The 16,646-nt window shown below is 69.4% G+C and carries 14 protein-coding genes; 6 read left to right on the forward strand and 8 right to left on the reverse strand.

The window, feature by feature from the left end; genetic code table 11:
* Positions 1-18: 18 nt before the first annotated feature.
* The 5 genes from ACIBCU_RS20380 to ACIBCU_RS20400 form a co-directional block, all read right to left on the reverse strand.
* A complete protein-coding gene (locus ACIBCU_RS20380; protein ID WP_399232875.1) occupies positions 19-873 on the reverse strand; it encodes an ABC transporter permease in 855 nt (284 codons plus the stop codon).
* Positions 870-1,616 carry an ABC transporter ATP-binding protein gene (locus ACIBCU_RS20385; RefSeq protein WP_399232877.1) on the reverse strand — a complete coding sequence of 249 codons (747 nt, stop codon included), beginning with the start codon at positions 1,614-1,616 and terminating at the stop codon, positions 870-872. The genes ACIBCU_RS20380 and ACIBCU_RS20385 overlap by 4 nt, the downstream gene beginning before the upstream one ends.
* Positions 1,617-1,719: 103 nt before the next feature.
* Positions 1,720-2,922: an amidohydrolase family protein gene (locus ACIBCU_RS20390; protein ID WP_399232879.1), complete on the reverse strand. Its 1,203-nt coding sequence runs from the start codon at positions 2,920-2,922 to the stop codon at positions 1,720-1,722.
* Complete coding sequence (locus ACIBCU_RS20395) at positions 2,919-3,806, reverse strand: MBL fold metallo-hydrolase (RefSeq protein ID WP_362931067.1); 888 nt, start codon at positions 3,804-3,806, stop codon at positions 2,919-2,921. The genes ACIBCU_RS20390 and ACIBCU_RS20395 overlap by 4 nt, the downstream gene beginning before the upstream one ends.
* On the reverse strand, positions 3,803-4,306 hold the full coding sequence (locus ACIBCU_RS20400) for a flavin reductase family protein (protein WP_362931065.1): 504 nt from the start codon (positions 4,304-4,306) through the stop codon (positions 3,803-3,805). Before ACIBCU_RS20400 ends, ACIBCU_RS20395 begins: the two co-directional genes overlap by 4 nt.
* 104 nt (positions 4,307-4,410) lie before the next feature.
* On the opposite strand from ACIBCU_RS20400, the gene ACIBCU_RS20405 reads away from it, so the two are divergent.
* Positions 4,411-5,004, forward strand: coding sequence for an XRE family transcriptional regulator (locus ACIBCU_RS20405; RefSeq protein WP_362931063.1), 594 nt, complete (start codon positions 4,411-4,413; stop codon positions 5,002-5,004).
* A gap of 201 nt (positions 5,005-5,205) precedes the next feature.
* Here the strand turns inward: ACIBCU_RS20405 and ACIBCU_RS20410 are convergent, their stop codons facing one another.
* The 3 genes from ACIBCU_RS20410 to ACIBCU_RS20420 form a co-directional block, all read right to left on the reverse strand.
* The gene (locus tag ACIBCU_RS20410) at positions 5,206-5,883 is read right to left on the reverse strand and encodes a ThuA domain-containing protein (protein WP_362931061.1); all 678 of its coding nucleotides are present in this window, start codon (positions 5,881-5,883) and stop codon (positions 5,206-5,208) included.
* Between the two features lie 65 nt (positions 5,884-5,948).
* Positions 5,949-7,700: a DUF2264 domain-containing protein gene (locus tag ACIBCU_RS20415; protein ID WP_399232883.1), complete on the reverse strand. Its 1,752-nt coding sequence runs from the start codon at positions 7,698-7,700 to the stop codon at positions 5,949-5,951.
* A 65-nt stretch (positions 7,701-7,765) separates the two neighbouring features.
* Positions 7,766-10,663 (reverse strand): polysaccharide lyase family 8 super-sandwich domain-containing protein, encoded by a 2,898-nt coding sequence (locus ACIBCU_RS20420; protein ID WP_399232886.1) that lies wholly within the window; start codon positions 10,661-10,663, stop codon positions 7,766-7,768.
* Between the two features lie 308 nt (positions 10,664-10,971).
* Between ACIBCU_RS20420 and ACIBCU_RS20425 the strand changes: the two genes are divergently transcribed.
* The 5 genes from ACIBCU_RS20425 to ACIBCU_RS20445 all read left to right on the forward strand — a co-directional run bounded on the left by ACIBCU_RS20425 (position 10,972) and on the right by ACIBCU_RS20445 (position 16,501).
* A complete protein-coding gene (locus tag ACIBCU_RS20425) occupies positions 10,972-11,982 on the forward strand; it encodes a hydroxyacid dehydrogenase (protein ID WP_399232888.1) in 1,011 nt (336 codons plus the stop codon).
* 64 nt (positions 11,983-12,046) lie between these two features.
* Positions 12,047-13,468: an N-acetylglucosamine/diacetylchitobiose ABC transporter substrate-binding protein gene (gene ngcE / locus ACIBCU_RS20430; RefSeq protein ID WP_399232890.1), complete on the forward strand. Its 1,422-nt coding sequence runs from the start codon at positions 12,047-12,049 to the stop codon at positions 13,466-13,468.
* 69 nt (positions 13,469-13,537) lie between these two features.
* Entirely contained in the window at positions 13,538-14,446 is a 909-nt protein-coding gene (locus tag ACIBCU_RS20435; RefSeq protein ID WP_362931051.1) for a sugar ABC transporter permease, read from the forward strand.
* Between the two features lie 10 nt (positions 14,447-14,456).
* On the forward strand, positions 14,457-15,383 hold the full coding sequence (locus ACIBCU_RS20440; protein ID WP_399232892.1) for a carbohydrate ABC transporter permease: 927 nt from the start codon (positions 14,457-14,459) through the stop codon (positions 15,381-15,383).
* A 47-nt stretch (positions 15,384-15,430) separates the two neighbouring features.
* Positions 15,431-16,501, forward strand: coding sequence for a LacI family DNA-binding transcriptional regulator (locus tag ACIBCU_RS20445; protein WP_362931047.1), 1,071 nt, complete (start codon positions 15,431-15,433; stop codon positions 16,499-16,501).
* Positions 16,502-16,646: the final 145 nt, after the last annotated feature.

A 16,646-nucleotide genomic window follows, 5' to 3' on the forward strand; every position in this document is an offset into this window, starting at 1 on the left:
GGGCTCTGAAGAGGGTGGTCAGCTGCGGCCGGACGCGTGCCACGAGCCGACGACAAGGCGGGACAGGAGGGTGAAGAGGGCGAAGACGGCGACCCCGAAGAGTGAGGCGAGGAGGATCGCTGCGAAGAGGTCCTCGGACTGGAGGCGTGAGCGGTAGACGTCCAGGAGAGTGCCGATGCCGGCCGCACCCTGCTTGAAGAACATGTCGCCGACGATGGCGCCGATGACGGAAAGGCCGGAGGAGGTCCGCAGCCCGGTGAAGATGGCAGGGAGTGCGGCGGGCAGTTCCAGTTTGCTCAGCCGGGCCCAGCGGCTCGCCTTCTGGAGGGTGAAGAGGTCGTGGTGGGCCCGGTCCACGGACTGCAGCCCGAAGAGGGTGTTGGCGATCAGCGGGAAGAGCGCGATGAGAACGCAGACGACGACTCGGCTGGTGAAGCCGAAACCGAACCAGAGTCCGACGAGGGGGACGATGGCGAGGATCGGAACGGTCTGCAGGATGACGGCGTACGGGTAGAGCGACCGCTCCAGCCAGCGGGCGCGGCTCATCACGACCGCCCCGGTGATACCGAAGACGGCGGCAATGGCGAGCCCGGCGAGGGCCACCTGGGCGGTGAGGGCGAGGGCCTGGAGCATGGGCTGCAGATGGGTCCAGTCGAGGACGGCGACCTGGAGGACCTGGTGCGGGGGCGGTACGAGGAAGCGGCGGCCGGGAGCGAGCAGCAGGTAGCTCACCGCGTACCAGAGCCCGATGGCGACGACGAGCGAGCCGGCGGGGGCCAGTACGGCGACCCGGCTGCGGCGCTTGCGTACGGGCGCGGGACCCTCGGCGGCAGCGGTGACGACCGGCGCGGCGGTCAGGGTGTCTGTGGTCACTGGGCATCTCCTCGCAGGGCTGCGGACACCGCGCCCGCTATTGCGGCGAACTCCGCCTCGTAGCGCAGCGAAGCCGGCCTGGGGTGGGCGAACGGCACGTCGAACTCCGCGGTGATCCGTCCCGGGCGGTCCGACATCACCACCACCCGGTTGGCCAGGAACACCGCCTCGGTGACCGAGTGCGTGATGAAGAGGCCCGCGAATCCCGTCTCGGCGAAGATCCGCTGGAGCTCCTCCTGCATACGAAGCCGGGTCATCTCGTCCAGCGCCCCGAAGGGTTCGTCGAAGAGGAAGAGCGCGGGGCGCATCATCAGCGCGCGGGCCAGCGAGACCCGCATCCGCATGCCGCCCGACAGCTGTCCCGGCAGCTGTTCCTCGAAGCCGTCCAGGCCGACGAGGCGAATGACGTCCATGGCGCGCTCGCGCCGTTCCGCCTTGGGGCGGCCGGCCAGTTCGGAGGGCAGCGCCACATTGGCGAGAACACTGCGCCAGGGCAGCAGGGTGGCGTCCTGGAAGACATAACCGACATCCCCTCCCGGGGTGTCGATCTCGCCCCCACTGGGGACATCCAGCCCGGAGGCGAGCCGCAGCAGGGTGGATTTGCCGCATCCGGAGGGGCCCACGACCGCCACGAACTCCCCTGCCGCGACGCGGAGGTCCACGCCCGAGAGCGCGGTGGTCCCGCTGCCGAAACGCTTGTCGACGGCTACGAAACTCAGCGCCGTCTGCACCGCTGTCGCCACGGTGGCTCCTTCCTTCTGGTCTCTGTGATGCATTCACCGATGTTCGTAGCATCAACATTCATTGTTTCGCGGTGATGTCCCGGGCGTGTACGTCCTGGACCAGTCAGAGCGCTTCGCGGACCACCGTGGTACGGCTCACCGCTCGCCCGCCCTTGAAGACGATCCGGTCCGGGTACGAGGCGCCGACAGCCCCGGAGAGCGAGTCGGTCCGTACGGCGAGGAGGTCGGCGATCGCACCCTCGTACGGCCCTGCGGCGGGTAGCCCGAGGACCGTGCGGGCGCCTGTGGTCACCGCGTGGACGGCCTCGGGCAGCGTCAAGTGACCTGCCGCGACGAGGAGTCCGGCGGTCTCCAGGGGGTCGGCCCTGCCTACCGGGTTGAAGGGGTCGCGGATGTTGTCGCCGCCCCCGGCCAAGGGAACGCCCGCGTCGAGGAGGGCACGTACAGCAGTCAGACCGCGCGGGGTGCGGGCAGGGGTATCGCGGCCCTGGAGGTAGAGGTTGGTGAGCGGCAGTGCGACGACCCCGATCCGGGATGCCGCTGCCTCCTTGGCGATCCGGGCGGCCTCGGCCGGGTCCAGACCGCCCAGGCCCACGCAGTGGCTGGCGGTCGCGCCGTGGGCGAAGCCCCGCTCGCGCACCGCCTGGGCGAGCAGCAGCAGATCCTTCGGGTCCGGGCGGAGATGCTCGTCCGCGTGCAGATCGACGCCGACGCCGTGCCGCTCGGCGATGGTCAGGGCGCGGGCGACGGCGGCCTGTGGGTCGTCGGAGAGGTGCGGGCAGCCACCGAGCAGGTCGGCCCCCAACTCCAGTGCCTCGTCGAGGACTTCATCAGGCGCGTCGATATGCAGTACGGCGATCTGCAGCGTGACCCGCTCGCTCGACTCCTCGCGCAGCCGCAGCAGCGCCCGCAGCCCCCGGAGCGGATCGGGTCCGGGCAGGACGTCGGCGTGGGTGCGGACGGCGGTGGCACCGTTGGCGACCAGCTCGTGCAGCGCGCGGCGGGCTCTGACCAGCACGTCCTCCTCCGTCACCCGCTCGGCATAGCCGTGCCAGGCGGCGACCGCCCCCGGCAGGTCGCAGGGCGGCGCACCGGCCAGGTCCCAGGTGAGGGCCTTGTCGAGGTGGGCGTGGGGTTCGGCGGGGGCGGGCAGCAGCAGGAAGCCGAAGAGGTCCATCTCCTCGCACAAGGAGGGGAGTTGACCGGCCGGCGCGACGGCCGACACCCGCCCGTCCTCGATCAGTACGTCCCGGACCTGTCCTTCGGGCAGCCGCGCCCCGCGGAGCAGCAGTGCCGTCGCCGTCATCGTGCCTCCTCGTTCTCCGGTGCCGTGAGTACCGCGAAGCCGTCGAAGGCGTGCCACATCGCGGGCGCGCCGAACATGTCCTGACGACGGACCGGGCGGGTCCGTCCGCGTACCACTTGGTCGAAGGCTTCGGCGACCCGCCCCACGAAGTAGTGGTCCTCGCTGTGGCGCAGATTGTGCCCCAACAGCGCTGTTGCGACCGGGAGTTCGGCCAGGCGTCGGGTCGACGCGGCGAAGGCGGGCACATCGGCACCCGGGACATGAGCGAAGAAGGTTCCGCTGATCAGGGTGTCGCCGGCGAGGAGCAGACCGGTCTCAGGCTCCCAGAGGCAGACGCCGTCGGGCGAGTGGCCGGGGGTGTGCAGGACATGCAGCCTGCGCCCGCCCAGATCGAGCTGCTCCCCTTCCCGGAGCAGCCGGGTCGGGCGCACCGCGTCGATGCGCCACTGGGTCAGTTCGGGGACGGGCCGCACCTCGATCCGTGAATCGGTGAGGAAGAAGCCCTCGGCGCAGAGCGCACTCAGCTCGGTGTAGCGCTGCCGCATCTCATGGGCTATGTGCCCGTAGGCCTCGAGCCACTCGAGGGGCGCGGGCTCGCCGTGCAGGTCCGCGCCCGCCTCGTGGACGGCGAAGTCCTTGGCCTCACCCACGAGTGACGCGTTGCCTCCCCGGTGGTCGAAGTGGTGGTGGGAGTTGACGACGATCAGCGGCAGTGAGGTCAGTGCCCGCACCTCGCGCCCGATGTCGCCGATGCCCATCCCGGTGTCGTAGAGCAGGGCGAGGTCGTCACCGAGGACGAGATAGCTGTTGACGTGTCCGGGCTCGGCGATGAGGAAGGTCCCGGGCCCGGCCGGCCGTACGGAGAACCAGCCACGCCCGCTCATGCGCCGACGCCGTGATAGCGGCGGGCGTGGTGGACGAGGGCGCCGGCGCCGCCCTGCCCTGGGACGATCTCCTCGATGCCGGCTATCAGCAGCAGGTGATCCCCGGCCGCCACCTCTTCCCGTACGCGGCACAGCACGGCATACGCACTCTGCGCGAGCAGCAGCGGGACACCACCTTCCCCCGCCGTCCACTCCAGCCCGGCAAACCGGTCGGCGGCTGGATCGGCGAACCGCCGCGAAACGGATTCGCCGTCCGCGGCGAGGATGTTGAGGGCGAACCTGCCGCCGTCCTGGAGCAGTGGCAGAGTGCGGCTGCCGCGCTGGACGCTGATTGCAAGCAGTTGCGGTGTGCGGCTGAGGCTCATCACGGCGGTGCTGGTGAATCCGGCCGGTGTGCCATCGGCTGCGGTGGCGGTGACCACGCAGACGCCGCCGGCGAGGGCGGCCATGGCATCGAGGAATCCCGCCGTGGCGGGTCGGTCAGCGGTGGTCGCGGTCATTCGAGCTCCTCGCCTAGAATGTTCGTCACATCAACATTGAGCGTAGGAGACATGTGTTTCGCAGGAGTAAATCCCACCTGAAGTGACCGCTTAGGATTTCCGCCATGGCAGACCGCCCCACCGAAACCCCCGCCGATCCGGACCAGCAGCTCGGCAACGCGATCCGTCGGCTGCGCAAGAGACGCGGCCTGACCCTTGTCCAACTCGCGGGCAGCGCGGGCCTTTCACACCCCTTCCTCAGCCAGCTGGAGCGCGGGCTGACCCGCCCGAGCATGCCCTCGCTGCACCGGATCGCCCAGGCGCTCGGCACCACCCAGCAGGCCCTGCTGGCGCACTCGGCCACCTCCCCCGCCGACATCCATGTCGTACGGGAAGGGACCGGTACCCCTGTCGCCAACAGCGGCGGCTCGGCCCGGATGCTCGGGGCACCCCAATTCGCCGTCCACCCGGCCGAGTACACCGGAGGACCCACCGGCTTCGAGGAGTACTACGACCACCCGGGCGATGAGTTCCTCTACGTGGTGCACGGTGCGATCGAGGTCGACCTACTGGGCCCCAGCGGCCGCGAACTGCACCGCCTCCACACCGGCGACAGCCTGCTCTACGCAGGCGGAACCCCGCACCGCTGGCGAGTTCTGACGGAAAATCAGGACGTCCTCGGGGTGCGTATCCTCGCCGTACAGAACGCGCCTCGCTAGAACGCCGAACCAGGAGCGACGGGACAGTGCAGAAGGCCCGCGACCCTGGCTCCGGATCGGCCGTATTCGACAGCCAGGGTGGCCGGTTCGCCTTCCCCTGCGGGGAGTGGCACGCACTCGGGCATGCCTTCGCACTGATGGGTCAGGCGGTGCTGCGCTGTCCGTTGTACGTAGCCCGAGCGCCGTCTCGGGCGACGCCTTTCACATGGAACGCCCCGGCAAACGCTCCGTACCCTCCGGCCAGGAGGCGACCCATCGCAGGGCGCCGAGCAGGTGGGCCCGGAAGACCGGGTCGCCGTAGGCCTCGATCGCATGGCCGAGCGCGGTGTAGAAGCTGCGTCCGCGGCCGTGGCGCCGGTGCCAGACGAGGGGATGGTCGGCGCCCATACCGCCGCCGGTGTAGGTCGCTTCGTCGACGGTGGCCAGGACCGTGACGTCGCGGGGTGGTGTCCTGAAGTCGTACCACTCGTCGGTCCAGTGCCATTGCCGGGGAAGGTGTGCGGTGGCCGGATGCGAGCGGTCGACGGTGAGTACGGCCGGCTGCACCGGGGGATGTCCGGCGAACCTGGCGCCGAGGAGTTCGCCGTAGGCAGGCCACTCGTACTCGGTACAGGCAGCGGAGTGAACGCCCAGGAATCCCCCGCCTCCCGCGATGTGATCGAGCAGTGCCACCCGGCCCGGTTCGTCGAGGACCTCGCCGCTGGTCGACAGGAACACGACCGCGTCGTACCCGTCGAGGGAACGCAGCGGCTCCTCGGTGGCGTGGACCTTGAAACCGTGCTCGGCGCCCAGCTCGCCGAAGGCGGCGACGGCGGCGGGAATGGACTCGTGCCGGTATGCGGCGGTCGCTGTGTACACGAGAACCTGTCTGGTGGACATGCACGCTCCAGTGCTAGAAAACGATCTTTTATCGCAACCCGCTGACCCTTCGGATGGCGCTGCCATCACCGGCGGGTGAGGGAAACACGGCAACGCAGGGTGTGCTCGCCGGGATCGAGGACGCCTCGAAGAGCCGGAAGGACCGTGCGCGGGTGCAGAAGGTGGGAGCCCGGCATCTGCAGCACGACGACGCCGTCGCGTGGTGGTTCGTCGACCGTCAGGCAGACGATCTCGCTGACGGTCGTGTCGGCCGCTGCCCGGGCCAGGCCGGGGCGCTCCGTGACGTTGTGGGGCGTCGCCCCTAGGCCGGTCTTCGGGACGCAGAACCCGCCTTCCGCCGTGTACAGCCGACGCCCGGTGGTGATGCGGTGCTCGCGGACGTGCCCACCGCCGTCGTGCCACAGTCGGGTTTCGACGACCACGTCCAGCCACGGCTGCCAGCGCACGACGAGGGTTTCGCCCTCGATCCGGGACTCTCCGGCGGAACGCGCACGCCAGCATTCGCCGTCGTCGGACAGGGCCAGCGCACTGTCGAAGCCGCCCTGCTCCAGGGACGGTTCACCGGTGGGCACGCTGACCCCGGCGAGGGTGGAGTAGGTGAACTTCGCGTACTTGGCGTTCCCGCCACGGGGGTTCCAGCCGGGCGCGTTCTGCCCGGCGAGCGCGGTGACATCCCCCGCCGCGTCCCGCGCGAGGATCACCGCCGCGGCCGGTTGCGGGCTGACGCGAGGAGGCAGGTCCGACGCGGGCGTCGCCGTCCAGAACGGATGATCGTCGGCCGCGGCGAGGCTCGCGAAGATCTTCATGCCCCAGTACGGCGACCCGCCGGCCATGTACTGCTCGACGACACCGGTGTTCGGGTAGGCGTAGCCGACGGTGAGGGAGCCGTCCTCGGCAAGGATCGGCTGCTGCCACCACCAGCCGAGGTTGCGCTGAGCCAGGGTGCGCGCGGTGGCCCAGTCGACGGCGGGCAGGTCGGCCGCGGCCAGTACCGACCAGAAGGAGCCCTGGGCGAACCGGTAGCCGAGGCTGCGGCCGAAGGGCACGGCGGCTCCGTCGGCGGCGAACCAGTGCTGGAACTGCGCCGCGAACTCGGTCGCCCGCTGCCGGTAGCGCCGGCCCCGCTCGTCGTCGACCGCCTTCAACGACGCCAGCAGGAGCCCGTAGAAATGGAACCCGAACGGGACGTAGTAGTCGCGGGAGCCGGGCCGCTCGGGCGTGCCGGGCCCGTCGGCATACCAGCCGTCACTCAGTGCGAAGTCCTCGATGCGATCCAGGTGCGCGGCCACCCGCGCCTCGTCCACGGGTACGCCCACCGAACGCAGTCCGACGGCGGCGAGCACAGGAAAGAAACACCAGTTGTTGTCAAAGGGTGTTGCCGACGCCGCCGCCGACAGCCAGTCGGCGAGCTGTTCCCGCTGCCGTTCGGTGAGGGGATCCCAGAGCTGGTCCTTCGCGACGGCGAGGGCGTAGCCGACGGCGGCGGATTCGACGAGGCGCTGGTCCATGTCGGCCGGTCGGCCGGCGTACCAGGGATGTTCGGGGTCGACGGCGGCGGCCAGCGCGCTGCGCAGTTCGTCCCACTGCCGGTCCGCGCCGGACAGGCCGCCGGCGGCGTGCCCGGCGAGTCCCCACAGCGGGCGGGCGACGAGTTCGAACCAGACCGCCCCACGGTCGCTCATGCTCGGATAGACCGGCACGCGCTCGGGTCCGGCGGCCGCCAGGCACGTGGCCGGTGCGACAAGGGCGAGCAGCGCGTCGGCCCAGCCCTCCCGGGTGGTGGGGGCTGGGCCGAACAGCTGTGACGGGGCGGGCATGGCCACCATCGTATGGATCAAACCCTGCGGTGTGCAACCGGTTTCCAATGTTTCCATCAGCCGGATCATCCCGTGATGACCTGCAAGAACGGCGGATTCGTGGAATTGGCCCGGCCGGCCAGGAGGACGAGGACCCCCGCCGAGGCCTCGGCGAGGGCGACCGTCGCGGTCCCGTCGCCGGCGTACTGGGTCTGGATGTGGCTGGTGACGTCGATCGGGATCCAGTCCTTGGCGCTGCCGATCGAGCCGGAGGAGAGCGCGCTGCCCAGGGCCGGCTGGGTGTTCCAGGTCAGGCCGGTCTCAGTCCATCTGTCGCTGCTCACCGCGTACCCGGTGACGGTGGCCTGGGTGCCGGCGGAATCGGAGGTGGCCCCCTGGACCCACAGCACCGCGCGCCTGGGCGTGGCAGCCAGGCCGGACAGGTCGAACTTGAGGAAGGACCGGCGGTTGTATCCGGTGCTGCTGGTGGACTTGATGTCCAGGTCGGTGGTGCTGCCGTAGTTGGTGCCGGCGTAGGAGCCGTCGCGGACGTACGCGTCCGCGGTCGGGGTGAGCTTGGTGTATCCGCCGGCGGTGACGGTCGTGCCGGTGCCGAACGTGATGGTGCGGGAGGCGCCCTGGGCGCCGCCGACCTCCACGATCAGCGTGAGGGGAGACAGGCCGACGACGCTGACGCCGTCGTCCGCGGTGGCCTTGGTGTATCCGCTGCCGTTGATGGTCACGGTGATGATGGCGGCGGCGCGGGTGGGGTCGGCGACGCTGACCGACAGCGCGTCGTCGGACTCCCGTATGAGCACGGAGCAGGGGGCCGAGACGGTGATCCGGCCCGCGGTGCCGGCGGCGAAGAAATTGGCGGCGGTCACGCCGGTGGCGGTGTCCGTGACCGCCTGGATGGAGCTGGTGTTGGCCAGGACGCTCACCGTCGGGGCGGCGGCGCGGGCGGCAGTGACCGTGGACGTGGCGCCGGGCAGGAGGATGTAGCTGTAGGCGGCGGCGGTGGGATCGGTGCCGTGGTCGAACCACAGGGTCAGGTAACGGCGGGTCAGGGAGGTGGTCGAACTCCCGGTGTTGAGGTCGCTCCAGGCGCCGGTGCGGGCCTCGCGCAGCGCCTTCACAGTAGCCCCGCCGGGGAAGACGTAGCCGCCGACCCCGTTGATCGACGCCCAGGAGGCGCCGGTGAAGGTGGCGGACCAGCCCAGCGTGGTCGACTGGGCGACCCCGTCGACGACCAGCCCGTTGGAGGCAGTGGCGCCGAGGTTGCGGTTGTCGGCAGTGGTCTCGACGGTGTATCCGTCGGTGGCGGTGATCCCGGCGCCCAGGCAGACGACCTGGTCGTCGAGGCAGAACCAGGACTTCTTGGCTACCAGTGTGGAGCCGAGGCCGCGGGTGTCCTGGCCGAGCGAGCTGTAGGTGCCGTCGGTGGCGCCGCCGACCCAGACGACGCTCGATGACGGCGCCGGCCGGGAGCCGCCTTGGCCGTCCGACAGCGGGATGCGGGACACGGTCGTGCCGGGCAGACGGTACGGGTTGACGGTCGGCCAGTACGCGTCGGAGTACTGGCCGTTGCCGTAGGTGTCGCCCCACCAGTAGGTCATTCCGGAGCTGGTGTGCCAGCCGTGCAGGTTCTCGCCGTTGATGCACTCGTGGAACGCGGTCCGACCTGAGCACATGGAGACGGCGAGGGCCCAGGAGCCGCGTCGGTGGGTGGCGCGGTCCATGCTGCCGAAGACCCGGGCGGCGACCGGTTCGGCGGTCGGGGTGATCGAGGTGTCCTCGAGAACGGACTTGCCGAGTGCCAGGACGGGAAGCGTCTGGTACGAGTCCTCGAGCAGCGGCGCCCAGTAGTCGCGCTCCAGCCAGCCTCTGGCCATCGCGTTCCACGTGGCGGCCTCGGTGGCCGAGGCGGCGTCCGCCAGCATCAGGATGCTTGCGATGACGAGATGGCCGCGAACGTGGTCGTCCTGCTGAATCCTCAGCGGATTGTCGACGACCTTGACGCCGCGGCTGATCGCCCGCCCGGACACGCCGTCCATCATCAGCCCGTTGAACAGGAACGGGGCGAAGGCGTCGGTGACGGCGTCGAAGAGGAGCTGCCGGTTGTCGTCGGTCACCTCCCAGCTCGATCCCGCCAGCAGCGACAGCAGGCCGGCCAGTCCGCTGATCAGAACGGAGCCGTAGGACCCGGTGTAGGGCACGGTGGTGTGCTGGATGAACGAGCCGTCGGCGTAGAACCCGTCGCCACTGCTGACCAGCGGGAACACCGGTGAGAGTCCGGCGACCCCGGTGGTGATCTTCGCCGAGCTCTTGGCGAGGACGCCGCGCAGGATGAGCACGCGGCACAGGTCGACCCGGTTCGCTCCGGTGCTGACCCCGCTGTAGGAGGAGACCGCCGAATCCGGCACGAAGGCGTCGATCGCCTCGTAGTAGTCGGCGAGTTGGCCGCTGCTGAGCTCGGCGTACAGCAGGCAGGCGATGTCCAGCGAGAGGCGCGGTGCGCCGATCTGCCAGTCCCACCAGTTGTCGTAGGTGGTGGCCGTCGGGGTGTAGGCGTTGGCGTACATCCAGTCCAGACCGGCCAGGAGGGCGGAGAGGAGATCGGCGTCCCCGGTCAGCCCGGTGCCGTCGAAGGCCCACGCCTGGGCCATCCACTTCAGGCGCACATAGCTGGAGGTGACGTTGCCACTGACGCTGCCGACCGGCAGGTCGTCCCAGAGCGACGCACTGATCGGGTTCATGTCAGTCAGGAAGCCGGTCGCGGTGCTGCCGATGAGGGCGAGGAGGGTGGCGAACGGCTCGTCCGAGGAGTCGTAGCCGGTACCCAGCAGGGTCTTGTCGATCCAGCGCAGGCGCAGGGTGTCGTACTCGTCGGCGGCGAAGGCCGGCGGCGCACCGGTCGCGGCCAGACCCAGGGTGATGCCGGCCGTGGCGGTGGCGACTTGCAGCAACTGTCGGCGAGTGAGCATCGGGGATCCCCTCCGCACCCCGTGCGGGGTGCGGTCAGGCGGACGCAGGCGTCCGCGGTGGACGGTTGTCCAGCTCCCCCGGTAGCTGGGGCAGGCCAGTTGGCGGGGACGGTAAACCGGTTTCATCATGAGAGGCAATCCCCCCGACCATCGTCGTTCCCAACTCTTAGCCGATTTTCAGGGCGAAATCGTCTCCTCCCTGCCGTCTCTTGACGCAGCATCTCGATGGCCTCTACTTTGACGAGGCCCAAATATGAAACCGGTTGCACACACAGAAGCAACCGCCTTCCCTGAGGAGCAGTGAACCGGTGAGCCGCCGCATGACCGTCGCGATCGCGATGCAGCCTGAGGTCGCCACCCTCGCCCTCACCGAGACGCTCGTCGCCCGGCTGGAGGAGAGCGCGGCCGTACAGCCCCACGTCATCACCGACTTCACCGATCCGGCCACCAGAGAGCGCCTGGTGAACGTGGACGTGCTTCTCACCGGCTGGGGCTGTCCCCTCGTCGACCGCGACGTCCTCGACGCCGCACCCCGGCTGCGCGCGATCGTGCACGCCGCGGGGTCGGTCAAGCACCACCTCACGCCCGAGGTCTGGAAGCGAGAAATCCTCGTCTCCTCCGCGGTTTCCGCCAACGCCTTCCCGGTCGCGCAATACACCGTCAGCGCGATCCTGCTCGCGGGCAAGCGCGCCTTCCGACTGGCCGACGCGTACTCGCGGGGCCACTACAAGAACAAGCTCGCCGACGACACCGGCAACCACGAACGGGTCGTCGGGGTCGTCGGCGCCTCCCGGACCGGTCGTCTGGTTCTGGAGCTGCTCGCCCCGCACGGCTTTCATCTACTGGTCAGCGACCCGACCCTGGACGCGCGCGCGGCGGTCGAGCTGCTTCCGGCCGGACAGGTGCAACTGGTCGAGCTGGACGAACTGCTGCGCCGCAGCGACGTGGTCAGCCTGCACGCACCAGCCCTGCCCGAGACCCACCACCTGCTCGACGACCGCCGTCTCGCGCTGCTGCGTGACGGCGCCGTCCTGATCAATACCGCGCGCGGACAGCTGATCGACACCGAGGCGCTGCTCCGGCACTGCGCCACCGGCCGGATCGACGCCGTGCTGGATGTCACCGACCCCGAACCCCTGCCCGTCGGCCACCCGCTGCTGGCGCTGCCCAACGTCACGGTCACGCCACATGTGGCCGGGGCGATGGGCACCGAGATACGTCGGCTCGGCGAGTTCGCAGTGGCCGAGATCGAACGCCTCGCCGCCGGCCAGCCCCTGCACGGGCGCGTCCACGGCGACCAGCTGGCGCTGCTGGCCTGACCTGGCCGGTCCGGCGCCGTCCCCATCGCAATACCGTCCCATCGCAATGAAGGAGAGGCACCAAGTGAACACCCTCCCCCCGGCTTTCTCACGGCGGGCCCTGCTGAGATCCACAGCGGCAGCCGCCCTCGCCGTGTCCGGCGCCGGCCTGCTGACCGCGTGCGCCGGCTCCGGCGGCGACAGCAACACCGCGGCTGAAGGCAAGGTCACCGCCGACAACCCGTTCGGCGTCGCGGAGGACGCCGCGCTGGATGTCGTCGTCTTCAAGGGCGGCTACAGCGACGACTATGCCAAGTTCGACGAGAAGCTGTACGGCAAGAAGTTCCCGAAGGCGAAGATCAGCCACTCCGGCATCACCGAGATCGGGACCGAGCTGCAGCCGCGGTTCGTCGCCGGCGACCCGCCGGACGTCTTCGACAACAGCGGGGGCAAGAAGATAGCGATGGGCACGCTGGTCGACGACGGCCAGCTGGCCGACCTGGCCGACCTGCTGAAGGCCCCCTCGTTCGACGACCCGGACACCACGGTCGAGGACACCCTCCTGCCGGGCGCGCTGGACGCCACCACGTTCGACGGCAAGGTGATGGGCCTTCCGTACGTATTCACCGTCAACGGCTTCTGGTACTCCAAGACGCTGTTCGACCAGCACGGCTGGACCTGGCCGACCACCTGGGACGGCCTGACCGCGCTGGCCGCCAAGATCAAGAAGGCGGGCATCGCACCGTTCGCGTACGGCGGCACGACGGCGGCCGACTACTTCTTCAGCTCGCTGATGGCCCTCGCGGTCAAGCAGGGCGGGGTCGACGTGGTCAAGGCGATCGACAATCTGGAAGCCAACTCGTGGCAGGCCGAGCCGATGAAGGCCGCCGCCGAGGCGATCGCCTCACTGGCCTCGTCCGGGTACTTCCTCAAGGGCAGCGAGGGGCTGGACCACACCCAGGCACAGACCGCGTGGGTGCAGGGCAAGGCCGCGATGTACCACGCCGGTTCGTACATCGAGAACGAGATGAAGGCAATCACCCCGGACGGGTTCGACATGGTCTTCGGCGCGGTCCCCCCGCTCTCGGCGACCGGCAGCCTGCCGCAGACCGCGCTGCACGCCGTCGCCGGGGAGATCTTCGTCGTCCCGGCCAAGGCCAAGAACGTCCGTGGCGGCAAGGAGTTCCTGCGGACCATGCTCTCCAAGGAGGCCGCGGTCAATTTCACGAAGACGACCAGTGCCCTCACCGTCGTCAAGGGGGCGACGGGGGACGAGGACTTCGGTTCCACCGCGCTGGGATCGGTGACGAAGGCCATCGCCGCGGCCGGCGACGACCTGTACGCCTACCAGTTCCTCGGCTGGTACGCCGACCTGAGCGCCACGCTGAAGACCGAGATCGCCAACCTGCTCGCCGGGCGCACCGACGCGTCCGACTTCCTCTCCACGATGCAGGCCGCGGCCGACGACGTCGCCGCCGACTCCTCCATCACGAAGTTCAAGCGCTAGCCGGATCGGGTCTGCCGCCCCCACGGGGTTGTGGCGGCAGACCCCGTCTCCCTACTTCCGGAGTCGTTCGTGAACCACGGAAAAACCCGAATCATCCTCCTCTTCCTGGCACTGCCGCTCACCCTGTACGCGGTGCTGGTGGTCTCCCCCTACGCGCAGGCGTTCCAGATCTCGCTGACCAGCTGGTCGGGGTTCACCGCCGACAAGCCCTTCGTCGGGTTCGACAACTTCCAACGCCTGCTTCAGGACCCGGACTTCTGGCGGGCCCTGGCACACAACGGGCTGCTTCTGCTGGTGGTGCCGCTGGTCACGATCGTGCTCGGACTGTTCTTCGCCGCCATGCTCAACGTCGGCGGCTCGGGGGGCAAGGTGGCGGGAGCCCGCGGCTCGGTCTTCTACCGCCGCGTCTACTTCCTTCCGCACATCCTCCCCGTGGTGATCACGGCGATTCTCTGGCAGTTCATCTACAACCCGCAGATCGGGCTGCTCAACGGAGGGCTGGAGGCGATCGGGCTGGGCGGGCTGGCGCACTCCTGGCTCGGCGACCCGGCCGTCGCGCTGTGGGCGTTGATCGGCGTGATGGTCTGGGCCGGCGTGGGGTTCTATGTCGTCCTGTTCAGCGCCGCGATGCAGTCAATTCCGAAGGACATCTTCGAGGCCGCCGAACTGGACGGCGCCGGACGGTTCCAGACGCTGACCCGCATCACCCTGCCGCTGCTGCGGGAGACCGTCCAGGTCGCCTGGATATATCTGGGCATCCACGCCCTCGACGCGTTCGCGCTGTTCATGGTTCTGGCCCCGTCCGGCGGCCCTGACAACTCCACCATGGTGCTGTCCCAGTACCTGTACCTGTCCGCGTTCCACGAAGGCAACTTCGGCTACGCCACCGCGATCGGTGTACTGCTGAGCCTGCTGAGCCTGCTCATGACAGCGCTCACCTTCGGCACCTCCCGCAAGAAGACCACGATCGAGTTCTGAGGCCACCCCCATGACGACTTCGCCCCACCGCACCCGGCCCGACGCTCCCCCGGCCGAACTACCGAGTGCTGAGGCCGACCCGATGACGACTCGGCCCCACCGCACCCGCCCCGGCGCTCACCTGGCCAACGGCGTGACCCACGCTCTGCTAGCCGTCTGGGCCCTGCTGTCCACCGTGCCTCTGCTGTGGGCCTTGATCAGCGCGTTCAAGGACAACCGCGAGCTGTTCGGCAACCCGTGGCAGCTCCCCAGCACCTGGCACGTCGACAACTTCGCCCGGGCCTGGTCCCAGGCGAGCATCGGCGACTTCTTCGTCAACACCGTCGTCGTCGTGTTCGGCGCGCTGGCCCTCACGATGATCCTGGGTTCGATGGTCGCCTACGTGCTGGCCCGGTTCACCTTCCCCGGATCCCGGCTGATCTACTACATGTTCATCGCCGGCATGGCCTTCCCCCTCGTCCTCGCCCTCGTCCCGCTCTTCTTCATCGTCAAGAACCTCGGCCTGCTCGGCAGTTACCACGGCATGATCCTGGTCTACACGGCGTACGCGCTGCCGTTCACCGTCTTCTTCCTGACCAGTTTCTTCCGCACCCTGCCCACGGCTGTCGCCGAGGCCGCCCTCATCGACGGCGCCTCGCAGGAGGCCATATTCTTCCGAGTCATGCTGCCCATGGCCAAGCCCGGTCTGCTGTCGGTCGGCATCTTCAACTTCCTCGGCATGTGGAACCAGTACCTGCTGCCCGTCGCGCTCAACACCGACCGCGACAAGTACGTCCTGTCCCAGGGCCTGGCGAGCCTCTCCAGCCAGCAGGGCTACGAGGCGGACTGGAGTGCCCTGTTCGCCGGACTCGTCATCGCCGCCGTCCCCGTGATCGCCCTGTATCTGATGCTCCAGCGGCGCATCCAGGCCGGCCTCACCGTGGGGATGCTCAAGTGAGCCCGTTGTCTCCGGAGGAAACAAACAGGCAACCGTATACTTCAGGTATGCACGACAGCCAGGACGCGGCTCCGCGTGCCGCCACCATCCGCGACGTCGCCGCCCGAGCCGGCGTCTCCCCGGCGACCGTCTCCCGGGTCCTGACCGGCAACCGCCCGGTCTCCCCCACGGCTCAGGCACGCGTGCAGCGGGCCATCAGAGATCTCGACTACGTGGTCAACGCCCAGGCGCGCGCCTTGTCGGCACCGCACTCACGCACCGTGGCGGTCCTGTTGCCGACACTGTCCTGGCAGTTCCACAACCGGGTCGCCGGCGGCATCGAAGAGCAGGCCGTCAACGAGAATCGGCTCTGCATCGTCTGTTCCACCAGGAACGACCCGGACCGGGAGATGGCGCTGCTGGAGACACTGCGCCAGCACAACACCGAGGCGGTCGTACTCATCGGCGGAACGTTGGTCACGCCGCACTACGCCGAGCGCATCTCCCGCTTCGCCCGAGTCCTCGACGCCAACGGCTCACGGCTGGTGCTCTGCGGTCGCCCCGCCCCCGCGCCCGACCTGCCGATCACGGTCGTGGACTACGACAACGAAGGCGGCGCCCACGCGGCCGTCAGCCACCTGCTGTCCCTCGGCCACCGGCGCATCGCCCTCCTCGGCGGCCTCCGTGACCACACCACGACCAACCTGCGTATCGCCGGATACCGCCGCGCGCACGAGGACCACGGCATCACCCCGGATCCGGGACTCCTCTACATCGGACGTGCCGACCGGCCGTTCGGTTACGAGACCGTGCGCACCCACCTGGCCGCCGGGCCACTGCCTTACACCGCGGCGTTCTGCTTCGACGACTACCTCGCGGCCGGCGCGATGGCCGCCGCCCGCGAGGCCGGCCTGTCCATTCCGGACGACCTGTCGCTCATCGGCTACAACGACGAGCCGATCTGCGCCGACCTCTACCCACCGCTGACTTCCGTGCACGTGCCCTTCGACGAACTGGGCCGCACCGCGGTGCGGATGGCGTTGCACCGCGACGACCCGTTGCACTCCGACCAGAGCGTCACACTCGGCACACACCTGGTCATGCGCCAGAGTGCGCGCTCCATCAATGCGAGACCGTAGGTTAGCGGCGGTCGAAGGACGCCGAGGCGGACGCTCCCACCGATCCTCCAAAGGGTCCCCCGCGCGCTCGGCGGCAGGGGCCTGAGTCCCCGTACTCAGGCGAGTGGCGGCAGGGGCGGTCCGCGACCGCGTCCGTATCCTCGCG

It is taken from the genome of Streptomyces sp. NPDC051064 (assembly GCF_044455985.1).
Taxonomy (GTDB): Bacteria; Actinomycetota; Actinomycetes; order Streptomycetales; family Streptomycetaceae; genus Streptomyces.